Raw genomic sequence first — 21,178 nt, forward strand, 5'->3', positions numbered from 1 at the left:
CCCCCAATGATGGGGGCTGGCCTGCCCCAGTGCAAGCACGCGTTCCGCGCCGCGGCGGGATTGCCGCGGGCGTCTCGCCGTAAAGTGACTTGGCATTTCAACGCTTATCGCCCATTTCGGGTTCATGATGGGTAAAGCTTTTCGCCTTTTCGCCGCCGCCTTCTGCGCGGCGCTTTCATTGGGGCCCGCACAGGCACAGCAGGGATCGGACCTTGTCGAGATGCGCGTGCTGCCGGGCTGGCGCACGGCGAGCGGCGTGCATATGGCCGGGCTCGAGGTGCGGATGCGGCCGGGGTGGAAGACCTACTGGCGCGCGCCGGGCGACTCGGGCATTCCGCCACAGTTCGACTGGCGCCGCTCCGGCAACCTGTCGGGGGTCGAGATCGTCTGGCCCACCCCCAGCGTGACCGTCGAGGGCGGGCTGCGGACCATCGGCTACAAGGATTCGGTGATCCTGCCGATCCGCGTGGCGCCGGGGCAGGCGGGGCGTGACGTGGCGTTGAACGGCCGGGTCGAGATGGGCGTCTGCAAGGATGTCTGCGTGCCGGTCGAGCTGCAGGTCTCGGGCCTCTTGCCCGGCGACAGCCGCACCCCCGACCCGCGCATTGCCGCGGCGCTGGCCAGCCGGCCCTATACCGCGAAGGAGGCGAAGGTGGCCCGCGTCTCGTGCCGCATCTCGCCCATCGAGGACGGCATCGGCCTGCGGGCCGAGATCGACATGCCCCGCACCGGCGGCGCCGAGACGGCGATCGTCGAGGTGGACGACCCGCGCATCTGGGTCGCGCCCGCCCGCACCGTGCGGCAGGGTGGCCGACTGGTGGCCGAGACGAAGCTCTACCATGTGGAGGGGCGCTCCTTTGCCCTGAACCGTTCGGGCATCCGGATCACCGTGGTGGGCCAGTCGCGGGCGGTAGATATTCAGGGCTGCCCGGCCGGCTGACGCCGGCGGAGGAGGAAGGCGATCCCGACGCCGGTCAGCACCAGCAGCACGATCAGCAGCGCACCCGCAAGGTAGAGGCCGAGCGCCGCCATCATCGGCGAGGCGCCGTTCAGCATCGGCAGTGCCTCGGTGAAGGGTTGCGGCAGGTGCCCGGTCGCCCATGTCAGGCCCATGGTCGCCACCAGCCATGCCACCACGACCGCCAGTGAACCTGCCACGGTCAGCCGGACCGACGCCACCGGCGCGGCCAGTGCCCGCCGCAAGGAACCGGTGCGGCGCTTGATGTCGTGCTGGATCGCGATCAGCGAGGGCACCAGCAGCAGCACAAGCACCATCCCGAAGCCCAGCCCGTAGACCAGCGTGATCACCGTCGGCTTGAGGAACTGCGCCTGTTGCGAGCGCTCGAACAGCAGCGGCGCCAGCCCCAGCACCGTCGTCAGCGTGGTCAGCATGACCGGCCTAAGCCGGTCGGCCGCGCCGTCGATGATCGACGGGATCACGCCCCGTTCGCTGGCGTATTCGTCGATCGTGGTGACCAGGACGATCGAGTCGTTGATGATGATCCCGGTCATGCCCAGAAGGCCCACCACCGTGAACATCGACAGGGGCACGTCCCACACCCAATGCCCGTAGACGGCGCCGATCAGGCCGAAGGGGATGACCGCCATCACCACCATCGGCCGGGTCCAGCTTGCAAACACCCAGGCCAGCACGAGGTAGATGCCCGTCAGCGTCAGGATCAGCCCCAACCGGGCATCGTTGAGGAACTCGTCTTCCTGTTCGGACAGGCCCGACAGGCTCCATTCCACCTGGTGCGTGGCGGCGATGTCGGGCAGAATCTCGCCCTCCAGCGCCTCCATGATCTCCGAGGCGCGGGCGGCATCGTCCTCCGAGATGTCGCCGGTCACGTTGATCAGCCGCAGGCCGTTCTCGCGCCGGACGGTGGAAAAGCCGGTGCGCCGGTCGACGCTGACGATATCGGCCAGCGGCACGTAGGTGCCCGACGGCGTGCGCATCTGCATCCGTTCGAGGAAATCGGCGGTCAGCTCGCCCTCGGGCAGCTCGACCCACACCTCGGCACTGCGCGGTCCGTCGGGATAGGTGGCGGCCTCGATCCCGGTCAGCCGGTTGCGCAGCACGCGGCCCAGCTCGTCGATTGTAAACCCAAGCGCCTGCCCCTGCGGGGTGAGGTCGAGGATCAGCTCTTCCTTGTCATAGGCGAGGTTGTCCTCGACCGCCGACACCTCGGGAAACTGCGCCAGCGCGGCCTTCAAGGCTTCGGAGGCGGCCTTGAGCGTCTCGGCCGTGGCGCCGAAGAACTCGACATCGAGCGCATCGCCGCCCGGGCCCGAACGCCAGCCGCGGAAGCTGACGGTTTCGGCCATCGGGTGCGGCTCGACCCGCTCCTGCAGCTCTCCGACGAAGGCGAAGCTGGAATAGGGGCGCGGGTCGGCGTCGATCAATTCGATGGAAATGCCGCCGAGCTGGTCCTCGTCCTTGGTGTCCGATCCGGAAAGCCCCCGGCCGCTGTTGCCGCCGATCTCGGCCAGCACGAAGGCCAGCGGGTTGCGGCCATAGCGTTCCTCGTACTCGGCCCCCAGCGCCTCGGTCGCGCGCTGCATCTCGCGCATCATCTCGACCGAATCCTCGCGCGTGGCGCCCGGCGCCATCATGAAATTGCCGGTGACGCTGCTTTGCTCGGGGGAATTGAAGAACCGCCACGTCACGTCCCCCTTGATGAAAAGGGCCGCCTGGGACGCGAGGATCACGACGATCAGGGCGCAAACCACGTAGCGCGCCCGGATCACCATTCCGATGAACGGCCGGAACAGTTTCTCCCGGACCCAGACGAAGCCGCGGTTCACGACCCGGCTGGGCATATCGTACCAGTGCGCCTTGGCCGAATGGGCCAGCGCGTGCGACATGTGGTTGGGCAGGATCAGGAAGCATTCCACCAGCGAGGCCATCAAGACCACGATCACGGTGAACGGAATGTCGATGATCAGGTCGCCGAACCGCCCGCCGATGGCGACCAGCCCGAAAAAGGCGATCAGCGTGGTCAGCGTGGCCGAGAAGACCGGCAGCGCCATCCGGTGTGCGGCGCGTTCGGCCGCCTCGACGGGGGATTCGCCCAGCTTGCGCACCCGCGCGTCGGCATGTTCGCCCACGACGATGGCGTCGTCGACCACGATGCCCAGCGTGATGATCAGCGCGAAAAGCGAGATCATGTTGAAGGTCAGCCCGCCCAGGTACATCATCGCCACCGCCGCCAGCAGGGCCACCGGAATGCCCGCCGCCACCCAGAAGGCGGTGCGCGCGTTGAGGAACAGGAACAGCAGCAGCACCACCAGCGCCAGCCCGGTCAGCCCGTTGTCGAGCAGCAGGCTCAGCCGGCCCGAGATCGCCTCGGCCCGCGTGCGGATGAGCGACAGTTCCACGCCTTCGGGCAGGGTGTTCTGCAGCTCGGCCGATACCTCCTCGACCGTTTGCTGGATGGCGATGGCGTCGCCTTGGGCCGAGCGGTCGACGCGCACCGACATGGCCGGGTTCTCGCCCACGAAATACTGACGGTTCCGGTCGACCCCCTCGACCCGCACGGTGGCCACGTCGCCCACGGTCAGCTTGGTGCCGTCGCGGTTCGAGCGCAGGACGATATCGGCGATCTGGTCGGCGTTGCGCTTCTCGGTACCGGTGCGCACGCGGGTGTTGGAGCCTTCCACGTCGCCGGCCGGGTTGGCATCGACCTCGGCGCCCACGGCGGCTGCGATCTCGGCCATGGTGATGTCGTAGGCGATGAGGTTGGTCGACGGCACCTCGACGATGGTTTCGGGCGCGGCGATGCCCCGGATCGTGGTGCGGGTGACGCCCGCGTCGAACAGGCGCCTGACAAGCTCGTCGGCGAAGAGGCCAAGCTGTTCGGGCCCGACCGGTCCGGTGATCACCACGTCGGTCACCCGGTCGCGCCAGGCCCCGCGCCGGACCTCGGGTTCCTCGGCATCGTCGGGCAGGGTGGTCACGGTGTCGACCGCGCCCTGCACCTCGTCGGCGGCGCGGCTCATGTCCCAGCCGGGCTCGAATTCCAGCGCGATGGACGCCGCGTTCTCGCGGCTGTCGGCCTCGCTGCTTTCGACGCCTTCGACCGCCAGCAGCACGGGTTCGAGCACCTGCACGATGGCGTTGTCGACATCCTCGGCGCTGGCGCCGTCCCAGGTGACCGAGATGCTGATGCTGTCGATGACCACGTCGGGAAAGAACTGCGCCCGCATCTTCGGCAGGGCGGCAAGGCCCAGGACCACCAGCACGACGAGCAGGAGGTTGGCGGCGGTGCGGTGGCGCGTGAAGTAGGACAGCACGCCGGCCACGCGCGGAGAGGGGACGCGGGCCAAGGCGTCAGCCCCCCATCCGGCGTTCAAGCCGTTCGACGACCCGCGCCGGCACGCGTTCCTGTTCAAGCTGGCCCAGCAGGCGGCGCTTGACCTCCTCGCTCATGTCGGCGCTAGCCTCGACGAATTCCATCAGCCGCTCGCGGCGCGCGGCAGACAGCTCCAGCGTGCTTGGGTCAGCCGCCTCCTCCTCCGGAACACCGGGGGTCAGCGGACGCACCCGGATGCCCTCGCCCAGAAGCGGCGTGCGCTCGACCACGACGCGGGCGCCGGGCAGGTCGTCGCCGCGCACGAGGATATCGTCGCCCTGCCGCCGCAGCAGCTCGACCTGAAGCGTCTTCAGGCGGTTCTCCTCGTCGAGCACCAGCACCGTGCCGCTCGGCCCCAGCGAGGAGGCGGGCAGGCGCACCATCCGTTCAAGCGAGGGCTCTTCGATCCGGACGGTGACGAAATCGCCGGGTTTCATCGCCGGCGCCTCGTAGAGCCGCGCGAACAGCAGGCGGCCTGTGGTGCCTTCACCCACGGCGGCGCTTTCGCGGCTGATCACGCCCCTGGCTTCCAAGTCGAGCCCGTAGGCGCTGAGATAGGCCGAAACCGGCGCCTTGAGCAGGCTGCCGGTCTCGTCCAGAAGCCGGCCGTATTGCGGGGTGGAGACGCGGAAGGAGACCTCGAGCGCGTTGCCGTCGACCAGCGTGCCAAGCTGTTCGTTGGCCGAGACGAGCCCGCCCTCGACCACGGAAACGTCACTCAGCGTGCCCGAGAAGCCGGCGACGATGCGGGTGTCGGCCAACTGCCGCTCGGCCTCCTCGAAGGCGATGCGCGCGCGGGCGAGGCTGGTGTCGGCCTGATCGATGCGGGCCTCGGCCACGGCCAGTGCCTGCCGCCGGGCGATGACCGCCTGACGCGCCTGCGCCGCCGCAAGCTCGGCGGTTTCCACCGCCGCCGAGGTGCCGACGCCGCGATCTTCCAGGTCGACCTGCCGCTGATAGGCCTTTTCCTGCAGCGTGGCCTGTTCCTCGGCCGCGTCGAGCTCGTCCTGCGCCAGTTCCAGCCCGCGCACGGCTTCCTTCTTCTCGGCCTGCGCGTCGGTCAGCTCGCTCTCGGCGCGGTTCAGGGCAAACTCCGCATCGGCCGGGTCGACCTGTGCCAGAAGCTGCCCCGCCTCGACCACGCCGCCCTCCTCGAAATTATCGGCCAAAGTCACCAGCGTGCCGGTCGTCTTGGCGCGGATTTCCAGCGTCCGGCGGCTCTGGATCTCGCCATAGGCGGTCAGTTCCGGCGTGATCGTCTGTTCGCGCGCCTCGACCACGTTGACGGCGAAGACCCGTTCGCGCCGCTCGGGCACGCGCGGTTCGTCCGCCATCCGTTCCTGAACGGCGGAAAACACGATCTGGCCGGCATAGACCAGCAGACCCAGCGTCAGCGACAGCAACAGCAGGCCGGTCAGGCTTTGGCGGAGAAATCTCATACGGCTTCGTAGAACCCCTGAAACGGGCCCCTCGGGGCGTCCGGTGATAGTAGTCGGAATGGCGTTAATGCCAAGTGCACGAGGGTTCTACGGGCGGGGCCGCTACTTCCGTCGCAGATTTTCGTCGAGCCGCGGCATGATTTCCACGAAATTGCAGGGGCGGTGGCGATAATCGAACTGCGGCTGCAGGATTTCGTCCCACGCATCCTTGCAGGCGTCGGGGCTGCCGGGCAGGGCAAAGAGATAGGTGCCGTTCGCCACGCCGCCGGTGGCGCGCGACTGTACGGCGCTGGTGCCGATCTTCTGCATCGAGACGATGGTGAAGACCGTGCCGAAGGCGTCGATCTCCTTCTCGTAGATCTCGCGATGCGCCTCGACCGTCACGTCGCGCCCGGTCAGCCCGGTGCCGCCGGTGGAGATGACCACGTCGACCCGGTCGTCATTGACCCATTCGCGCAATTGCTCGACGATCTGGTCGCGCTCGTCGCGCACGATCATCCGGTCGGCCAGGACATGACCCGCCGCCTCGATCCGGTCGGCCAGCGTGTTGCCGGAGCGGTCGTCGGCGGCGTCGCGCGTGTCGCTGACGGTCAGAACGGCGATGCGGACGGGAATGAACTCCCGGCTGTCGTCGATGCGGCTCATGGCGGGTCAGGTCCTTTCGATCAGGGCAAGGCGCAGGGCGAGGCCCGTGAAGATGGTCGCGCAGACATAGCCGATGCCGCGCGAGAAGGCGGGCGATTGTGTCATCCGGCGCCCGAGGCCGCCCGCGAAGATGCCGACGGCGGAATTGACGATGAAACCGCCCACCCCGATCACTGAGCCGAGTATCAGGAACTGCAACAACACGCTGCCCTTTGCCGGTTCGATGAACTGCGGCAGGAAGGCCAGCACGAAGAGGATCACCTTGGGGTTGGTGAGGTTCACCACCATCCCGTCGCGAAAGGCGCGGGCCGGGCGTACCTTGGGCGCATCGCCGGCTTGCGGCGGATGGCGCAGGGCCTGCCAGGCGAGCCAGAGCAGGTAGGCGACCCCGGCCCAGCGGATAACGTCGAAGAGCCACGGCAGGGTGGCGACGGCCGCGCCGAGGCCGAGCCCCGCCAGCGTCACATGCACCATGCCCCCCAGCGCGATGCCCGCGCTGGCGGCAATGGCCGGCCCCGGGCCGGCGCGCAGGCCCTGCCCGAGGCAGAACATCATGTCCGCCCCCGGCGTCAGGTTCAGCGCCACGGCGGCAGGCACGAAGGCGAGAAGGGTCAGCAGATCGACCATCACAGGTCGAACCAGTTGGGGCGCGGGCCGAGATTGACAACCTGCGTGTTGCCGATCCGGCCCGATTGCCCCCAGCTATCGTGGATGTGGCCGCAGAAGGCGAGCCTGGGCTGGATGCGCTCGATGGCCTCGTAGATCGCCGTCGAGCCGACCGACTGCCCGCCCGAGGTCACGTCCGCCACGCCCTTGGGCGGCGAATGCAGGACAAGGATGTCGGCTGTCTCGCAGGGGCCAAGCATCTCCGCCGCCTGGTCCTCGGACAGGTCGCAACTCCAGTCGCCGAAGGGCGTCACCGGCACGCCGTAGCCCAGCCCGAAGACCTTCAGCCGGTTCACGTCGACCCCGGTGCCGTGCAGCACGCGCATCCCCGGGTTGGCCGCCGTCTGCAACTCCTCGAAGCTTTCGGCATTGCCGGGGACCACGACGAAGGGGGCGGTGATGCCGTCCAGCAGGTCCATCGCCTCGGCCAGCCCCTGCCGCATGTTGCAGAAATCGCCCGCGCCGATCACGAGGTCGGCGTCGTTGCTGGCCTCGACAAGCGCGGCGGCCCGGGCCCGGGCGAGGTGCAGGTCGGAAAAGGCCAGTATCCTCATGTCTGCCCCTCGAGCCGCGCCTGAAGTTCCAGCAGGTCGGCCCAGGCATGCCGCTTGTTATGCGGATTGCGCAGCAGGCCCGCCGGGTGGAACATCGGCAGGGCGGGCCGGCCATAGGCTTGTGTCCACGTGCCGCGCAGCCGGGTGATGCCGCGCCGGCCCAGCCCGGCCTGACAGCTCGTGTTGCCCATCAGCACGACCAGCTCCGGATCGACCAGCTCCACGTGGCGCTGCACGAAGGGCAGCAGCATGGCAATCTCCTCGGGCGTCGGATCGCGGTTCTGGGGCGGGCGCCAGGGCAGGACGTTGGTGATGTAGACCGCGCGGGCCGGGTCCTCGGCATGGCGGGCCATGCCGATCGCCGCCAGCATGCGGTCGAGCAACTGCCCGGCGCGGCCGACAAAGGGCTTGCCTTGCATATCCTCGTCGCGCCCCGGCGCCTCGCCGATGATCATCACGCGGGCGGCGGGGTTGCCGTCGAAGAACACGAGGTTCCGGGCGCCCATCTTCAGGTCGCAATGGGCAAAATCCGCCATCGCCGCCTCCAGCGCCCCCAGGTCGGCGGCATCGGCGGCGGCGGCGCGGGCCACGTCGACCGGGTCGACCTCGGGCGACTGTGGCGGCAGGGGGGGCGTTGCCCGCGTGGGCTGGGCTTCCGGCGCGGGCTTGGGCGCAAGCGCGGCGGCCGGGATTTCATAGCGGTTGACCGGCAGATCGCCGATCGCCTCGGTCGCGCCGAGTTCGATATGCCATTCCAGCAGGGCGCGGGCGGCGTGATATGAAAGCTCCGATTCCACGGTCGCAGCGTATCTCAAGGCCGGGCGGGCCTGAACCCGGAAAAGCGGGTCAGGCCACCATCGCGGCGGCGGCGCGCAGGTCGTCGCGGAACCTGGCGCGTTCGTCGGCCTGTTGCGCCCGGTCGGGCAGGCGCAGCAGGAAGCTGGGATGGACGGTGATGAAGACGGGCGTGCCGTCATCTGCGGCTTCGACGCTGCCGCGGCGCTTGAGCAAACCCTTCCGGTTGCCGGTCAGGCTTTCAAGCGCCGTCGCCCCCAGCGCCACGATCAGGCCGGGCTGCACACGCCTGCGCTCGATATCCAGCCACCAGCGGCAATGCTGGATCTCGTGCGAATTGGGCGGTTCGTGCAGGCGGCGCTTGCCGCGGGGCTTGAACTTGAAGTGCTTGACGGCATTGGTGACGTAAGCCTCGGCCCGGTCAATCCCGGCCTCGCCCAGCACCTCGTCGAAGAGCCGCCCGGCGGGGCCGACGAAAGGCCGACCGGTCAGATCCTCCTGATCGCCCGGCTGTTCGCCCACGAACATCAGCTTGGCATCGAGCGGCCCTTCGCCCGGTACCGGCTGGGTGGCGTATTCCCAAAGCGGACAGCGGCGGCAGCCCTGAAGCGCGGCGCGGAACTCGGCCTCGCTGCCGATGGGCGGCCCTTCCTCCCGCTTGTTGTGCAGGCGGTGCAGGATACGACCGGCACGCGCCGGCGCCAGCGTCGGCGCGGCCTCGGCCATGCCCGCGGCGCGGGCGCGGGCGGTGGCCACCATCTCGGGGATCAGGTCGGCCTCGGGCAGGTTCTTCCAGTATTTCTTGGGCATCTCCGCCTGCATCGCCTTGAGCTTCACCCGCGCCGGGTTGAAGATCGACCGGAAATAGGTGCGCCACAGCGTTTCGGTGTCGTCCTCGGCCAGCGGTGGCTTGGGCGCGCCGGGGGCGAAGCGCAGGTTGGCGTCCTCGAAATGCGCGGTCAGGTTGGGGGTGAAGATCGTCCAGTCCATGTCGCCGAAGCGCTTGGCAAAGAAGGGCGCGGTGGGTTCGGTGATGAAATGCGAGGGCTCGAACCAGGCGGCGAAGCGGCGGCGCGGGGCGTCAGGCTCGCCGATTTCGCGGAAGCGGACGAAGGCGGTCATCTTGTGCTTGTCGCGGCCCACCTCCTTGGCCATGGCGTTGAGCTTGGCGAAGCGCGGATCGCCCCGGTCGTGGATCAGGCGGGGGTTGTCCTGCAGGGCGCAGAGCAGGGCGTAGGCGCGCGCGAAACGCTCCGGGTCGCGGTGCCAGAGGACGAGGCGCGTGAGGGTCAGGAAACCCTCGGGCACAGTGATCTGGCGGGGGGATTCGGCCTCCGGCAGAGGGCTGGTGTCAACGAACAGGTCGCCTGCCCCCTCGCCATGTTGCCAGACTACCTGCTCCGGCGGCACCCCCGCCGACAGCAAGCCCCGCGCCGCATCGCGCCATGCCTCGAAGGTGCCGACGGTGGGCAGGTCGACCCGGTGCATCAGAACAACGCCAGTTGTTCCGGCGGCGGCGCGAAACGCGCACGCAGGTCGGCGGCGTCGAGCGTGTTTCGCGGGCTCCAGCCGGGGAGGGTGATGAAGGGGCGGGCGTTCTTGAGGTTGGCGCCCATGCGCTGCAGGTCCTCATAGCGCAGGCTGCGGTGGCGGCGGGTGGCAAGGATGCGGGTCACCGTTCGCGTCCCGAACCCCGGCACGCGGAGCAGCGTTTCCCGATCGGCCCGGTTCACGTCGACGGGGAAGACATGGCGGTTGGCCAGCGCCCAGGCGAGCTTGGGATCAACCTCGAGATCGAGGTTGCCGCCCGGCGTCGCCCCGGTGATCTCGCCCAGCTCGAACCCGTAGAACCGCAGCAGCCAGTCGGCCTGATAGAGCCTGTGCTCCCGCATGAGCGGCGGCTTGATCAGCGGCAGGGTGGCTGAGGCGTCGGGGATGGGCGAGAAGGCCGAGTAATAGACGCGTTTCAGCCGGTAACTGCTGTAAAGCCGGGTGGAGGTTTTGAGGATGGTGGCATCGTTCGCGCCGTCCGCCCCCACGATCATCTGGGTCGACTGACCGGCCGGCGCGAATTTCGGCGGGCGCTTGCCGGTGAAGCTTTTCTCCTTCCGCTCCTCCTTGAGGATGCGCACATCGGCCATCGCCTTGCGGATCTGGTCGGGCGATTTCTCGGGCGCGTAGGATTTCACGGCGGTGTCAGTGGGCAGCTCGACGTTGATCGACAGCCGGTCGGCGTAGAGCCCGGCTTCCTCGATCAGCTTGGGGTCGGCGTCGGGGATCGTCTTGAGGTGGATGTAGCCGCGAAAGCGGTGCTCGGTCCGAAGGGTGCAGGCGATGCGCACCATGTCGGCCATCGTGTCGTCGGGCGAGCGGATGATTCCGGAGCTGAGGAACAGCCCCTCGATATAGTTGCGGCGGTAGAATTCGAGGGTGAGATGCACCACCTCCTCGGGGGAGAAGCGCGCGCGTTTGACGTTCGAGCTGACCCGGTTGATGCAATAGGCGCAGTCGTAGATGCAGAAATTCGTCATCAGGATCTTGAGCAGGCTGATGCAGCGGCCATCGGGCGCATAGGCGTGGCAGATGCCCGACCCGGTGACCGAGCCCAGCCCCTTGCCATCGCGGCTGTCACGCTTCGCGCCGCCGCTCGATGCGCAGGAGGCATCGTATTTCGCAGCGTCCGAAAGAATCGCCAGTTTCTGATCGAGGGTCATCGCGGCCATGGTGTTCACTATATGTTCGCGCCATGGGCGCCGCAAGCCAACGTCTTCGTGATGCGCTAGACTCCGCACCGCGGCGTTCCTATAACCCGGGCAGTCAAGAGAGAGTGGCGGATGAGCTTTTCACAAACCCATCTCCTGGGGATCGAGCCCCTTGCGGCCCCGGAAATCAGCACCATTCTCGACCTGTCCGAGCGCTATGTGGATCTCAACCGGTCCAACATGAAGCACGGCGACGCGCTGGCCGGGCTGACCCAGATCAACATGTTCTTCGAGAATTCCACCCGCACGCAGGCCAGTTTCGAACTGGCGGGCAAACGGCTGGGCGCGGACGTGATGAACATGGGGATGCAGGCCAGCTCGATCAAAAAGGGCGAGACGCTGATCGACACGGCGCTGACGCTGAACGCGATGCATCCCGACCTGCTGGTCGTGCGGCACCCGCATTCCGGGGCGGTGGACCTGCTGGCGCAGAAGGTGAAATGCGCCGTGCTGAACGCGGGCGACGGGCGGCATGAGCATCCGACGCAGGCGCTGCTGGATGCGCTGACCATCCGGCGGGCCAAGGGGCGGCTGCATCGCCTCAGCATCGCGATCTGCGGCGATATCGCCCATTCGCGGGTGGCGCGGTCGAATATCCTGCTGCTGCACAAGATGGAGAACCGCGTGCGCCTGATCGGGCCGCCGACGCTGATGCCCTCGGGCATTTCCGACTTCGGCGTCGAGGTGTTCGAGGACATGAAGGAAGGGCTGCGCGACGTCGACGTGGTGATGATGCTGCGGCTTCAGAAGGAACGGATGGACGGCGGCTTCATCCCCTCGGAGCGGGAATACTATTTCCGCTACGGGCTGGATGCCGAGAAGCTGGCCTATGCCAAGGACGACGCCATCGTGATGCATCCGGGCCCGATGAACCGGGGGGTCGAGATCGACGGCGAGATCGCCGACGACATCAACCGCAGCGTCATCCAGGATCAGGTGGAGATGGGGGTCGCTGTGCGTATGGCGGCGATGGACCTTCTGGCGCGGAACCTTCGCGCCAGCCGAACCAGAGAGGTGATGGTATGAGCGACAAGATCAACGTGAAGGCAAGTGATCGCGGCCTTGTATGGGTCTTCGCGGTCGACCTCGAAGGCGACGAGGCCGCGAATTTCAACCGCCGGAACGGCGAATGGCCCGCGCAGAAAGCGCTGGGGGCCGACACGCTCGACCCCGAGCATGTCGAGGTGTTCCAGGCGAGCGACCTCGAGGGGGTGGGCCTTGCCGGCTATCTCGAGGAGGGGATGGGCATCCCCCGGGAACAGCTTCAGGACGTGCGCGCCCGGCTTGACGGGCAACAGGGCTGGGTGATGGTGGTGACGTCGAAAGCCCTTGGTGGCAAGGCGCAGACGCTGACCCCGCGCGCGCCGCTGCGCCTGATCGGGAGCTTCTCGGAAGACCGCCCGCCGGTGTCCTTCGAGACGCTGCCGTCGGGGTCGGCGGAGGGCACGGTGTCGGGCGGGGCCAGCGAGACCGTGACGCCGCGCCAGCGCAACTGGCTCTGGGCCGTGGCGGGGGTGGTCGCGCTGGCGATCATAGTGACCCTCGTGCTGGTGGCCCGGTGAGCGACGGGGCCCGCTCGGGGAGGGGCGGATGACGCAGGCCGAGGGCTGGGAAGGTATTCTCGACGACGATGAGACCGTGATCTGGCAGGGGCGGCCCGACGGGCGCATGACGCTGAAAGCCAAGAATATCGTGGGCTTCCTGTTCGGTCTGTTCTTTGCGGGCTTTGCGCTGGTGTGGATGGTGCTGGCCTCGCAGGCGGGCGGGTTCTTCTGGATGTTCGGGCTGTTGCATTTCTTCGTGGGGGTCGGCGTGGCCTTCGGATCGACCTTCTGGAGCGCGTGGCGGCGGCGGCATACGTGGTACACGCTGACCGACCGGCGGGCTTTCATCGCGACGGATCTGCCGTTCCGCGGGCGCAGCCTGAAGAGCTATCCGATCACGAAATCGACGGTGATCGACTATGAGGGTGGTACGCCGGCCTCGATCATGTTCAACCACGAAATGCGGCGGAAGAAGAACGGTCATTACCGCGTTGACGTGGGCTTTGAACGGATCGAGAACGGGGCGGAGGTGTATCGGATGATGCGCGACATTCAGAAGGGGCAGGCGGTTTGAAAACCCTTTTTTACAACGCCCGGCTGATCGATCCGGAGGCCGGAACGGATACGCCCGGATGGCTGTTGGCCGAGGGTGGCCGCGTGCTGGACCGGGGCAGCGGCGAGGCGCCCAGGGCGGAGAAGGTCGTCGACTGCGGGGGCAAGTGCCTGGCGCCGGGGATTGTCGATATCGGGGTGAAGGTGTGCGAGCCCGGCGAGCGGCACAAGGAGAGCTATCGTTCGGCCGGGCTGGCGGCGGCGGCGGGCGGGGTCACGACGATGGTGACGCGGCCCGATACGATGCCGGCGATCGACAGCCCGGAAACGCTGGAATTCGTGGCAAGGCGGGCGCAGGAGGCGGCGGATGTGACCGTGCTGGCCATGGCCGCGCTCACGAAGGGGCGCGAGGGGCGGGAGATGACCGAGATCAGCTTCCTGATGGATGCCGGCGCCGTGGCCTTTACCGATTGCGACCACGTGGTGACCGATACCAAGGTGCTGACCCGCGCGCTGACCTATGCGCGCAGCCTTGGCGCGCTGGTGATCGCCCATCCGCAGGAGCCGGTGCTGTCGGCCGGGGCCTCGGCCACGAGCGGAAAGTTCTCTTCTCTCAAGGGGTTGCCGGCCGTGTCGCCGATGGCGGAGCGGATGGGGCTGGACCGGGATATCGCGCTGATCGAGATGACGAAGGCGCGGTATCATGCCGACCAGATCACCGCGTCGCGGGCGCTGCCGGCGCTGGAGAGGGCCAAGAATAACGGGTTCGACGTGACCGCCGGGACCTCGATCCATCACCTGACGCTGAACGAGCTGGACGTGGCCGATTACCGGACCTTCTTCAAGGTCAAGCCGCCGCTCAGGTCCGAGGAGGACCGGATGGCGGTGGTCGAGGCGGTGCGCGAGGGGTTGATCGACACGATCAGTTCGATGCACACGCCGCAGGACGAGGAAAGCAAGCGCCTGCCCTTCGAGGAGGCGGCGAGCGGGGCGGTGGCGCTGGAGACATTGCTGCCGGCGGCGATGCGGCTTTATCACTCGGGCGACCTGAGTTTGCCCCAGCTTTTCAAGGCCTTGGCGCTCAATCCCGCCAAGCGGCTGGGGCTGGAAAGCGGGCGTCTGGGCAAGGGGGCGCCGGCCGATCTGGTGCTGTTCGACCCCGACAAACCTTTCATCATGGACCGCGAAACGCTGCGGTCGAAATCCAAGAACACGCCCTTTGACGGCCAGCGCATGCAGGGGCGTGTGCTGGCGACTTACGTGGGTGGCGAATGCGTTTTCGCCGAATAGCGGAACTGAAAATCTATTTGGAAAACTCATGCTCAGGAAGTTGTTTGGCCGAAGACGGGGAATGTCCCTGAAGGCGTTCCGGGACGAGATAGGTTCGCGGATTCAGGACTCTGCCAGTGTAGCCAGGGTCGCGAGCGAGGGGGAGGCCGGGCTGCATCTATGGCATTCCAAGCAGCAGGAGGCCCCCACGACCGTCGACATGACGAACATATGGAAGACATACAGGGCCATGCTCGAAGACGGCCTGGAGACGGACGACCTGTTGCGCGAGTTCACCGCCGCAATGGCGGAAGACCCGGATAACATCACCGTGGGGGCCGGCATGTTGCGGCCCCTGATCCGCCACATCGGCTACATGGGGCGGGACGCGGAAATCGCGCGACCGCTTTTCGAGAACGGGGAAGATCTTCCGGCCGATCACTCCGGGGTCTGGGCCGCGCCCTTTGCCGGCGACCTTGTCTGGATGGCCGCGCTGGAAACGCCGGGCACCGTGCATCCGGTGACGCGAGAGCACCTCGGGGCACTTGGGCTGACTGGGCCGCAAGCCCTTGAACGGGCAATGGAAAACGAGCGAGGCATCGCACGCGAGATCTGTATGGAGGATGTCAACGAGGCGGGGCTGGCAGCCTTCTATTACGAAGGGTCGGACGAGTGGATGACGCCCACCCTTCTGGCACATGACAAGCTGTTCCAGGACATGATGGCCGGAAACGGCATGGAGCGCTGCTGGGTCGCGCATCCGTGTCGGGAGAGGGTCTTTTTCACCGATCCGCGGCTGGTTCATGCCGAGGACATGATGGCCGAAGTGGTGCGGCTATTCATCACCGAGAGCCATCCGCAATCGCGTCTAGTTTTCGAGGTTGTCCGGGGGCGTGACGTGGTTTCGCCGGTCATGGTTGTCCCGGAGAACGGCGCGGCGTATCTACTGCCTGACGAGTGATATCACTGAATACGGAAGAGGCGCTTTCACATGCCCTTGATGGACACACCGATCATGCTTCTCCTGCTGTGGGCCGTGATCGGCTACCTGCTGGGGTCGATCCCGTTCGGGATACTGCTAACACGTTGGCTGGGCTTGGGAAACCTGCGCGAGATCGGGTCGGGGAACATCGGGGCGACCAATGTTCTGCGCACCGGTGACAAGCGGGCGGCGGCGGCGACGCTGGTGCTGGATGGTGCCAAGGGGGCCGTGGCGGTGCTTCTGGCCAGGTGGATGACCGGGGAGGATGCCGCGCAACTTGCTGGTTTGGCTGCATTTTTGGGCCACTGCTTCCCGGTATGGCTGGGGTTCCGGGGGGGCAAGGGGGTGGCGACTTTCCTTGGCATATTGCTGGCGCTGGCGTGGCCGGTGGGGATCGCGGCCTGCCTGACCTGGGCGATAACCGTCGCCGTCACGCGGACGTCTTCGATGGGGGCGCTGATGGCGGCGGCGCTGTCGACGATGTGGGTCTTTGCGCTGGGGCATCCGCGGATGTTCGTGCTGGGGGTGATCCTGACGATCCTCGTCTTCGTCCGGCACCGGGAGAATATCGCCCGGATCAAGGACGGGGCCGAGCCCAAGATCGGCGAGAAGCGATAGAGAATTTCCTGAACGCTTTCAACGCGTTGCCCATGGGGTACTTCACCGGTCGGGCCGGGGGGCGGCGCTATGGCGTGGTCAGGCAGGCCCTTGCCGGCGGGCGGGTGGAGAAGCTGGTGGCGGAGGAGCTGGGCGGGGGGGATTACGTCAGTCTGAACCTCTACCGGCTGGCGAAGGGGGCGAGGGTGAAGCCCTGCGAGATGCCGGAGGAGAAGGTGGTGCGGTTCGTGCTGGAGCTGGTGCCGGAATGAGGGCGGTGCCGCGCCGCGGCGTGATTCGATGGTTAACGGCCTTGTTTTGAAGGGAAGCCGACGTCGGTATCACGTCGGTATTTCGTCGGTATCGCGTCGGTGTCGGGGTCTGTATCGGCAGGGGTTGATGCGCCGTTCCGGGCGCAACACGCGAGATGTTGTGGGCCGCGCAACGGGGCATTCCGGCGACGGCGGCGAATTCCGGCGGCGCCCGCACGAATAGGGTTTTCAACCCGGACCCGCGCGGGTAGCGTCCGCCGCGACAGGACCAGTGGCGGAGGAACCCATGGGACAATTCGAGAAGAAGCTGGCCGAGATGGGCGTGAGCCTGCCCGACGCGCCGGCGCCGGCGGCCAATTACGTGCCGTACGTGCAGGTGGGCGACACGCTCTATGTCTCGGGCCAGATTCCCAAGGCGGGTGACAAGCTGATCACCGGCAAGCTGGGGGACGACATGGACACCGCCGCCGGCGCGGAGGCCGCGAAGGTCTGTGCCATCGCGCTTCTGGCGCAGGTCAAGGCGGCCTGTGGCGGCGATCTTGACCGGCTGAAGCGGGTGGTGAAGCTGATCGGGTTCGTCAATTCGACGGCGGACTATGGCGAGCAGCCGATGGTGGTGAACGGCGCGTCGGATTTCATGGCCGAGGCGCTGGGCGAGGCGGGGCGGCATTCGCGCTCGGCGGTCTCGGCGGCGTCGCTGCCTTTCGGCGTGGCGGTCGAGATCGAAGGCATCTTCCAGATCGGATGAGCGGGCTTCCGGAAAGTTTCCTGCGGCTGCCGATCGCGCACCGGGCGTTGCACGATGTGGCGGACGGGCGGCCGGAGAATTCGCGCGCCGCGATCGAGGCGGCGATCGCGGCCGGCTATGGCATCGAGATCGACCTGCAGCTCAGCCTGGATGGCCGGGCGATGGTGTTTCACGACTATGACCTCGGGCGGCTGACCGGCGACAAGGGGCCGATCCGCCAGCGCGAGGCGGCGGAGCTGTCGCGGATCGGGCTGCTGGGCGGGCAGGAGGGGGTTCCGAGCTTTGCCGAGGTGCTGGAGCTGGTGGATGGCCGGGTGCCGTTGCTGGTGGAGTTGAAGGACCAGCACGGGCAGATGGGCGAGACCGACGGGGCGCTGGAACAGGCCACGGCGGCGGATTTGCAGGGGTATGACGGGCCGCTGGCGCTGATGTCGTTCAACCCGCACATGGTGGTGCGGATGGCGGAGCTGGCGCCGGAATGGCCGCGGGGAATCGTGAGCTGTGGGTTCAGGGCCATGGACTGGCCGCTGCTGAAGGTGGCCACGCGCAGGCGGCTGCGGGAGATACCCGATTACGAGGCCGCCGGGTGTTCCTTCATCAGCCATCACGCGCCCGACCTGGGCCGTGACCGGGTAACGGCGCTGAAGGCCGGGGGTGCGGCGGTTCTGTGCTGGACGATCCAGACGCCCGAGGCGGAGGCAGAGGCCCGGCAGGTTGCCGATAACGTGACCTTCGAGGGGTACCGCGCGGCCATTCCGGCTTGAACTCGGGCCCGCGGGGCACAAGTCTAGGCGGAACACTCACGGCGAAGGCGGCAAGCAATGGACGGGCAGGCGGTCACCATCACGGTGCATGACCGGCTTGACCAGATCGGTCAGGCGGACTGGGACGGTTGCGCCTGTCCGGAGGCGGAGGATGGCGGGCCGCCCGATGATCCGTTCACGACCTACCGGTTTCTCAAGGCGCTGGAGGATAGCGGATCGGTCGGGCGGGGCACCGGGTGGCACCCGCAATACATGGCGGCCGAGATCGACGGGCAGGTGATCGCCTGTGCGCCGCTTTATGCCAAGACCCACAGCCAGGGCGAGTATATCTTCGATTTCAACTGGGCCCATGCCTATGAGCGGGCGGGCGGGCGGTATTATCCCAAGCTGCAGGTGGCGGTGCCGTTCACGCCGGTCACCGGGCGGCGGTTCCTGACCCGGCCGGGCTACGAGGAGGCGGGGCAGGCGGCGCTGGTGCAGGGGGCGGTGCAGCTGGCGGACCGCAACAGCATCTCGTCGCTGCATGTCACCTTCTGCACCGCGGCCGAGGCGGAGGCGGGCGAGGCGATGGGGCTGATGCCGCGGGCCTCGCAGCAATTCCTCTGGCGGAACCGGGGGTACGAGGATTTCGATGCGTTCCTGGCCTCGATGTCGTCGCGCAAGCGGAAGAACATCCGCAAGGAGCGGCGGGAGGCCAATGGTTTCGGCGGCGAGATCAGGATGCTGACCGGCGGGGATATCGAGCCGGAGCATTGGGACGCGGTCTGGACCTTCTACCAGGATACCGGCGCGCGGAAATGGGGGATGCCCTACCTGACGCGGGAGTTTTTCGATATTGCCCACGAGGGGCTGCGCGACGATATCCTGCTGGTCCTGGCCGAGCGGCAGGGGCGGCCCGTGGCCGGCGCGCTGAACATGATCGGGCGGGAGGCGCTGTTCGGGCGGTACTGGGGCTGTACCGAGCATCACCCGTGCCTGCATTTCGAGCTGTGCTATTACCGGGCCATCGATTTCGCGATCGAACAGGGATTGGCACGGGTCGAGGCGGGGGCGCAGGGGGAGCACAAGCTGGCCCGCGGATACCTGCCGGCAGAGACATATTCCCTGCACTGGATGCGCGATGCGGGTTTCGCCGAGGCGATTGCGCATTATCTAGAGGCGGAGAGGAACGCGGTGAGTGAGGATATCGAGATCCTCACAAGTTACGGCCCGTTCCGGAAAGACAATAGAGAGGAACGCCAGTGACCGAGAAACTCAGCGATACTGCCCGCAAGACCACGCTTGAGCCGCTGCTCGAGGCCGGCTGGGAGATGGATGGCGAACGCGACGCGATCAACAAGACCTACGAGTTCGGCAATTTCGTCGAGGCGTTCGGCTTCATGACGAAATGCGCGATGTGGGCGGAGAAGTGGAACCACCACCCGGAATGGTCGAACGTCTACAAGACGGTGAAGGTGACGCTGACCACGCATGACGTCGACGGGCTGAGCTCGCTTGATGTCAAGCTGGCCCGGAAGATGGACGGGTTGGCGGAGTGAGGGTGGAAGCGCCCCGGGCTTGACCCGGGGCCTCTGGTTGGCTTGCCGAGCGGATGATGGGGCGAGGCCCCGGGTCGGGCCCGGGGCGGGTTTGCCTTGTGGGGCGAGGCCCCGGGTCGGGCCCGGGGCGGGTGTGCCTTGTGGGGCGAGGCCCCGGGTCGGGCCCGGGGCGGGTGTCGTCTGGGATCAGATTTTCTGGTCGTATTCGCCGACGGAGGGCTCGGTGCGGATGACCGTGTCGAGCTCTTCGAAGATGGCGCGCATTTCGGCGTCGCTTTCGGCGCTTTCGCAGACCACCACGAGGTTGGGCGTGTTGGAACTGGCGCGGACCAGCCCCCAGCTTCCGTTGTCGAGGATGACGCGGGCGCCGTTGACGGTGACCACTTCCTTGACGTCGCGGCCGGCGAATTTTTCGCCATCCTCGGCCTTGGTGACCAGTTTCTCGACGATGCGGTCGAGCACCTCGTATTTCTCGGTATCGCCGCAATAGGGCGACATGGTGGGGGTCGACCATGTCTGCGGCAGGGCGCGGCGCAGGTCGGACATGGACATGTCGGGGTTGCGGTCCATCAGCTTGCAGATCTCGACGGCGACGCGCATCCCGCAATCGTAGCCGCGGCCGACGGGTTCGGCGAGGAAGTAGTGGCCGGATTTCTCGAAACCGGCGAGGGCGCCGATTTCCTTCACCCGCCGCTTCATGTGGCTGTGGCCGGTTTTCCAGTAATCGGCGGTGACGCCGTTCTTCTGCAATTCGGGATCGGCGGCGAAGAGGCCGGTGGATTTGACGTCGGCCACGAAGATGGAGTTGGGGTAGAGCTTGGAGAGGTCGCGGGCCAGGATGACGCCGACCTTGTCGGCGAAGATCTCCTCGCCCTCGTCATCGACCACGCCGCAGCGGTCGCCGTCGCCATCGAAGCCCAACGCGAAATCGGCACCCGAGGCGCGCACGGCGTCGGCCATGTCGTGCAGCATTTCCATGGCTTCGGGGTTGGGGTTGTAGTTGGGGAAGGTGTAGTCGAGCTCGGTGTGGAGCGGCACGACCTCGACGCCGAGGCGTTCGAAGAGCTCGGGCGCGATGGCCGATGCGGTGCCGTTGCCGGTGGCGCAGACCACCTTCAGTTTGCGGGACATGCGGAAATCGCCGATCAGGTCGTCGAGATAGGCCTCGCGCACGCCGTCGACGAATTCGTAGGCGCCGCCGTCGCGTTTCTCGCCCTCGCCGTTCAGGACGATGTCGCGCAGTTCGCCCATTTCGTCCGGTCCGTGGGTCAGCGGGCGGTCGAAGCCCATCTTCACGCCGGTCCAGCCGTTGGGGTTGTGACTGGCCGTGACCATGGCGACGGCCGGCACGTCGAGGTGGAACTGCGAGAAATAGGCCATGGGCGAAAGGGCCGGGCCGATATCCTTGACCTTGATGCCGGCCTGCATGAGGCCGACGATCAGGGCGTTCTTGATCGACAGAGAATAGTCGCGGTAGTCGTTGCCCACGGCGATGAGGGGGGCGATGCCGCGCTTGTGCATCTGGGTGCCGAGGCCGAGGCCGAGGGCGGTCATGCCGGGCAGGTTGATCTCGTCAGGGTATTTCCAGCGCGCGTCGTATTCCCGGAATCCCGTGGGCTTGATCATCGGGTCGCGCAGGAAGGACCACGTATTGGGGGTGACGTCGGGCAGCGGTTTGGTCACGGCAAAATCCTTCTGG

21 protein-coding genes are annotated in these 21,178 nt (G+C 67.2%); 12 read left to right on the forward strand and 9 right to left on the reverse strand.

Translation table 11 applies throughout. The features are described 5' to 3' along the window. The first annotated feature begins 127 nt into the window (after positions 1-127). Entirely contained in the window at positions 128-940 is an 813-nt protein-coding gene (locus RLN94_RS12120; RefSeq protein WP_350158615.1) for a protein-disulfide reductase DsbD domain-containing protein, read from the forward strand. Here RLN94_RS12120 and RLN94_RS12125 read toward each other — a convergent pair. The 8 genes from RLN94_RS12125 to RLN94_RS12160 form a co-directional block, all read right to left on the reverse strand. Then, on the reverse strand, positions 919-4,326 hold the full coding sequence (locus RLN94_RS12125) for an efflux RND transporter permease subunit (RefSeq protein ID WP_350128532.1): 3,408 nt from the start codon (positions 4,324-4,326) through the stop codon (positions 919-921). The two genes, RLN94_RS12120 and RLN94_RS12125, sit on opposite strands and share 22 nt — an antisense overlap. Positions 4,327-4,330: 4 nt before the next feature. Beyond that, entirely contained in the window at positions 4,331-5,791 is a 1,461-nt protein-coding gene (locus RLN94_RS12130; protein WP_350128535.1) for an efflux RND transporter periplasmic adaptor subunit, read from the reverse strand. A 102-nt stretch (positions 5,792-5,893) separates the two neighbouring features. Then, positions 5,894-6,436: a molybdenum cofactor biosynthesis protein B gene (moaB, locus tag RLN94_RS12135; protein WP_350128538.1), complete on the reverse strand. Its 543-nt coding sequence runs from the start codon at positions 6,434-6,436 to the stop codon at positions 5,894-5,896. Between the two features lie 6 nt (positions 6,437-6,442). Beyond that, on the reverse strand, positions 6,443-7,063 hold the full coding sequence (locus tag RLN94_RS12140; protein WP_350128541.1) for a LysE family translocator: 621 nt from the start codon (positions 7,061-7,063) through the stop codon (positions 6,443-6,445). Continuing rightward, the gene (locus RLN94_RS12145; protein ID WP_350128544.1) at positions 7,063-7,656 is read right to left on the reverse strand and encodes a metallophosphoesterase family protein; all 594 of its coding nucleotides are present in this window, start codon (positions 7,654-7,656) and stop codon (positions 7,063-7,065) included. Before RLN94_RS12145 ends, RLN94_RS12140 begins: the two co-directional genes overlap by 1 nt. Continuing rightward, a complete protein-coding gene (locus tag RLN94_RS12150; RefSeq protein WP_350128547.1) occupies positions 7,653-8,453 on the reverse strand; it encodes a uracil-DNA glycosylase in 801 nt (266 codons plus the stop codon). Before RLN94_RS12150 ends, RLN94_RS12145 begins: the two co-directional genes overlap by 4 nt. A 49-nt stretch (positions 8,454-8,502) precedes the next feature. After that, positions 8,503-9,939 (reverse strand): UdgX family uracil-DNA binding protein, encoded by a 1,437-nt coding sequence (locus RLN94_RS12155; protein WP_350128550.1) that lies wholly within the window; start codon positions 9,937-9,939, stop codon positions 8,503-8,505. After that, the gene (locus RLN94_RS12160; RefSeq protein ID WP_350128553.1) at positions 9,939-11,174 is read right to left on the reverse strand and encodes a putative DNA modification/repair radical SAM protein; all 1,236 of its coding nucleotides are present in this window, start codon (positions 11,172-11,174) and stop codon (positions 9,939-9,941) included. The genes RLN94_RS12155 and RLN94_RS12160 overlap by 1 nt, the downstream gene beginning before the upstream one ends. Positions 11,175-11,285: 111 nt before the next feature. On the opposite strand from RLN94_RS12160, the gene RLN94_RS12165 reads away from it, so the two are divergent. The 11 genes from RLN94_RS12165 (at position 11,286) to RLN94_RS12215 (ending at position 19,479) form a co-directional block, all read left to right on the forward strand. After that, positions 11,286-12,239, forward strand: coding sequence for an aspartate carbamoyltransferase catalytic subunit (locus tag RLN94_RS12165; RefSeq protein ID WP_350128556.1), 954 nt, complete (start codon positions 11,286-11,288; stop codon positions 12,237-12,239). Then, the gene (locus tag RLN94_RS12170; protein WP_350128559.1) at positions 12,236-12,775 is read left to right on the forward strand and encodes a hypothetical protein; all 540 of its coding nucleotides are present in this window, start codon (positions 12,236-12,238) and stop codon (positions 12,773-12,775) included. Before RLN94_RS12165 ends, RLN94_RS12170 begins: the two co-directional genes overlap by 4 nt. Positions 12,776-12,803: 28 nt before the next feature. After that, positions 12,804-13,331 carry an aspartate carbamoyltransferase catalytic subunit gene (locus RLN94_RS12175; RefSeq protein ID WP_350128562.1) on the forward strand — a complete coding sequence of 176 codons (528 nt, stop codon included), beginning with the start codon at positions 12,804-12,806 and terminating at the stop codon, positions 13,329-13,331. Then, on the forward strand, positions 13,328-14,599 hold the full coding sequence (pyrC, locus tag RLN94_RS12180; protein ID WP_350128565.1) for a dihydroorotase: 1,272 nt from the start codon (positions 13,328-13,330) through the stop codon (positions 14,597-14,599). The genes RLN94_RS12175 and pyrC overlap by 4 nt, the downstream gene beginning before the upstream one ends. Positions 14,600-14,660: 61 nt before the next feature. After that, on the forward strand, positions 14,661-15,539 hold the full coding sequence (locus RLN94_RS12185) for a hypothetical protein (protein ID WP_350128568.1): 879 nt from the start codon (positions 14,661-14,663) through the stop codon (positions 15,537-15,539). A 30-nt stretch (positions 15,540-15,569) separates the two neighbouring features. Then, complete coding sequence (gene plsY / locus RLN94_RS12190; protein ID WP_350128571.1) at positions 15,570-16,178, forward strand: glycerol-3-phosphate 1-O-acyltransferase PlsY; 609 nt, start codon at positions 15,570-15,572, stop codon at positions 16,176-16,178. A 32-nt stretch (positions 16,179-16,210) separates the two neighbouring features. Further along, a complete protein-coding gene (locus tag RLN94_RS12195) occupies positions 16,211-16,429 on the forward strand; it encodes a hypothetical protein (protein ID WP_350128574.1) in 219 nt (72 codons plus the stop codon). 286 nt (positions 16,430-16,715) lie between these two features. Next, positions 16,716-17,177 (forward strand): RidA family protein, encoded by a 462-nt coding sequence (locus RLN94_RS12200; RefSeq protein ID WP_350128577.1) that lies wholly within the window; start codon positions 16,716-16,718, stop codon positions 17,175-17,177. Next, positions 17,174-17,941, forward strand: a complete 768-nt coding sequence (locus RLN94_RS12205) for a glycerophosphodiester phosphodiesterase family protein (protein WP_350128580.1) — start codon at positions 17,174-17,176, stop codon at positions 17,939-17,941. The genes RLN94_RS12200 and RLN94_RS12205 overlap by 4 nt, the downstream gene beginning before the upstream one ends. Positions 17,942-17,998: 57 nt before the next feature. Further along, positions 17,999-19,186, forward strand: coding sequence for a GNAT family N-acetyltransferase (locus RLN94_RS12210; protein ID WP_350128583.1), 1,188 nt, complete (start codon positions 17,999-18,001; stop codon positions 19,184-19,186). Then, the gene (locus tag RLN94_RS12215) at positions 19,183-19,479 is read left to right on the forward strand and encodes a 4a-hydroxytetrahydrobiopterin dehydratase (protein ID WP_300896112.1); all 297 of its coding nucleotides are present in this window, start codon (positions 19,183-19,185) and stop codon (positions 19,477-19,479) included. Before RLN94_RS12210 ends, RLN94_RS12215 begins: the two co-directional genes overlap by 4 nt. Before the next feature lie 186 nt (positions 19,480-19,665). On the opposite strand, the gene RLN94_RS12220 is transcribed toward RLN94_RS12215, so the two are convergent. Then, a complete protein-coding gene (locus tag RLN94_RS12220; protein WP_350128586.1) occupies positions 19,666-21,162 on the reverse strand; it encodes a phosphomannomutase/phosphoglucomutase in 1,497 nt (498 codons plus the stop codon). Positions 21,163-21,178: the final 16 nt, after the last annotated feature.

It is taken from the genome of Roseovarius sp., assembly GCF_040223625.1.
Classification (GTDB): domain Bacteria; phylum Pseudomonadota; class Alphaproteobacteria; order Rhodobacterales; family Rhodobacteraceae; genus Roseovarius.

Coding starts and splice junctions, on each gene's coding strand:
- RLN94_RS12130 (WP_350128535.1), bottom strand. CDS start 5,791: ATGAGATTTCTCCGCCAAAGCCTGACCGGCCTGCTGTTGCTGTCGCTG.
- RLN94_RS12210 (WP_350128583.1), top strand. CDS start 17,999: ATGGACGGGCAGGCGGTCACCATCACGGTGCATGACCGGCTTGACCAG.
- RLN94_RS12120 (WP_350158615.1), top strand. CDS start 128: ATGGGTAAAGCTTTTCGCCTTTTCGCCGCCGCCTTCTGCGCGGCGCTT.
- RLN94_RS12145 (WP_350128544.1), bottom strand. CDS start 7,656: ATGAGGATACTGGCCTTTTCCGACCTGCACCTCGCCCGGGCCCGGGCC.
- RLN94_RS12185 (WP_350128568.1), top strand. CDS start 14,661: ATGTCCCTGAAGGCGTTCCGGGACGAGATAGGTTCGCGGATTCAGGAC.
- RLN94_RS12195 (WP_350128574.1), top strand. CDS start 16,211: ATGGGGTACTTCACCGGTCGGGCCGGGGGGCGGCGCTATGGCGTGGTC.
- plsY (WP_350128571.1), top strand. CDS start 15,570: ATGCCCTTGATGGACACACCGATCATGCTTCTCCTGCTGTGGGCCGTG.
- RLN94_RS12160 (WP_350128553.1), bottom strand. CDS start 11,174: ATGGCCGCGATGACCCTCGATCAGAAACTGGCGATTCTTTCGGACGCT.
- moaB (WP_350128538.1), bottom strand. CDS start 6,436: ATGAGCCGCATCGACGACAGCCGGGAGTTCATTCCCGTCCGCATCGCC.
- RLN94_RS12205 (WP_350128580.1), top strand. CDS start 17,174: ATGAGCGGGCTTCCGGAAAGTTTCCTGCGGCTGCCGATCGCGCACCGG.
- RLN94_RS12155 (WP_350128550.1), bottom strand. CDS start 9,939: ATGCACCGGGTCGACCTGCCCACCGTCGGCACCTTCGAGGCATGGCGC.
- RLN94_RS12165 (WP_350128556.1), top strand. CDS start 11,286: ATGAGCTTTTCACAAACCCATCTCCTGGGGATCGAGCCCCTTGCGGCC.
- RLN94_RS12175 (WP_350128562.1), top strand. CDS start 12,804: ATGACGCAGGCCGAGGGCTGGGAAGGTATTCTCGACGACGATGAGACC.
- RLN94_RS12140 (WP_350128541.1), bottom strand. CDS start 7,063: ATGGTCGATCTGCTGACCCTTCTCGCCTTCGTGCCTGCCGCCGTGGCG.
- RLN94_RS12170 (WP_350128559.1), top strand. CDS start 12,236: ATGAGCGACAAGATCAACGTGAAGGCAAGTGATCGCGGCCTTGTATGG.
- RLN94_RS12200 (WP_350128577.1), top strand. CDS start 16,716: ATGGGACAATTCGAGAAGAAGCTGGCCGAGATGGGCGTGAGCCTGCCC.